This is a genomic window from Kitasatospora sp. NPDC094028 (assembly GCF_049543595.1).
GTDB lineage: Bacteria > Actinomycetota > Actinomycetes > Streptomycetales > Streptomycetaceae > Kitasatospora.
Map to the genome: position 1 here is coordinate 1 of NZ_JBMVFA010000107.1, position 1230 is coordinate 1230.

The 1230-nt window shown below is 66.7% G+C and carries 1 protein-coding gene; it reads left to right on the plus strand.

Features of this window, described 5'->3' with window-relative positions:
- The first annotated feature begins 85 nt into the window (after positions 1-85).
- Positions 86-1219: an IS630 family transposase gene (locus tag ACPC54_RS42115; protein WP_498973048.1), complete on the plus strand. Its 1134-nt coding sequence runs from the start codon at positions 86-88 to the stop codon at positions 1217-1219.
- Positions 1220-1230: the final 11 nt, after the last annotated feature.

Sequence of the window (1230 nt, forward strand, 5' to 3'; positions counted from 1 at the left end):
CTAGTGCCGCATCAGGCAACGTTCGCCCCGTTGCGGCATGCTGTCCGGTTGCCGTTGGCGGCAACCGGACAGTCAGAATGATCACGTGGCTGAACGCGTGCAGGTCCGTGAGATCGATGACGACGAGGGCAGACGGCTGCTGCGGGTCGTCCGCCGGGGCACTGGGTCGGTGGTGACCTGGCGGCGGGCCCAGATGGTGCTGCTGTCCGCCCAGCGCATGCCTGTGGCGAAGATCGCCGAGGTCACGTTCACGAGCGCGGACCGGGTCCGCGACGTGATCCACAACTTCAACGCCGACGGCTTCGACTCGCTCTACCCGAAGTACAAGGGCGGACGGCCGAGGACGTTCACGCTGCCGGAGCGCCGCGAGGTCAAGAAGATCGCGAAGTCCAAGCCGGCCGAGCACGGCCTGCCGTTCTCGACCTGGAGCCTGGCCAAGCTGGCCGACTTCCTGGTCGCCGAGGGGGTGGTCGACGACATCAGCCACGAGGGCCTTCGGGTCCTGCTCCGCGAGGAGGGCGTCTCGTTTCAACGCGTGAAGACCTGGAAGACCTCCCGTGACCCCGACTACGCCGCGAAGAAGGCCCGGGTCGAGCACCTCTACGCGATCGCGGACGGCGAGGTCATACCCGAGGACGGCGAACCCGAAGTCGTCTTCTGCCTGGACGAGTTCGGCCCGCTCAACCTCCAGCCCCACCCCGGCCGGCAGTGGGCCGAACGCGGCGGGAAGCATAAGGACATCGACCGCGATCCCCGGCCCCGGCGGCGGGCGACCTACACCCGCCCGCACGGAGTCCGACACCTGTTCGCCGCCTACGACCTGGCCAAGGACCAACTCTACGGGCACGTCAAGAAGACCAAGAACCGCTCCAAGTTCCTCGAGTTCTGCCGCTACCTGCGCTCGCTGCACCCGATGGACGTGCGGATCGCGATCGTCTGCGACAACTACTCGCCGCACCTGACCACCAAGCGGTGCCAGCGGGTCGGAACATGGGCCGAGGCGAACAACGTCGAGATTGCCTACACCCCGACCAACAGCTCCTGGCTCAACCGGATCGAGGCCCAGTTCACCGCCCTGCGCTACTTCGCCCTCGACGGCACCGACCACCCCAGCCACAAGGAACAGGGCAGCATGATCCGCCGCTACATCATCTGGCGGAACAAGCACGCCGCCGACGAACGACTACGCGAAGTCGTCACCAGGGCGAACGTTGCCTGATGCGGCACTAG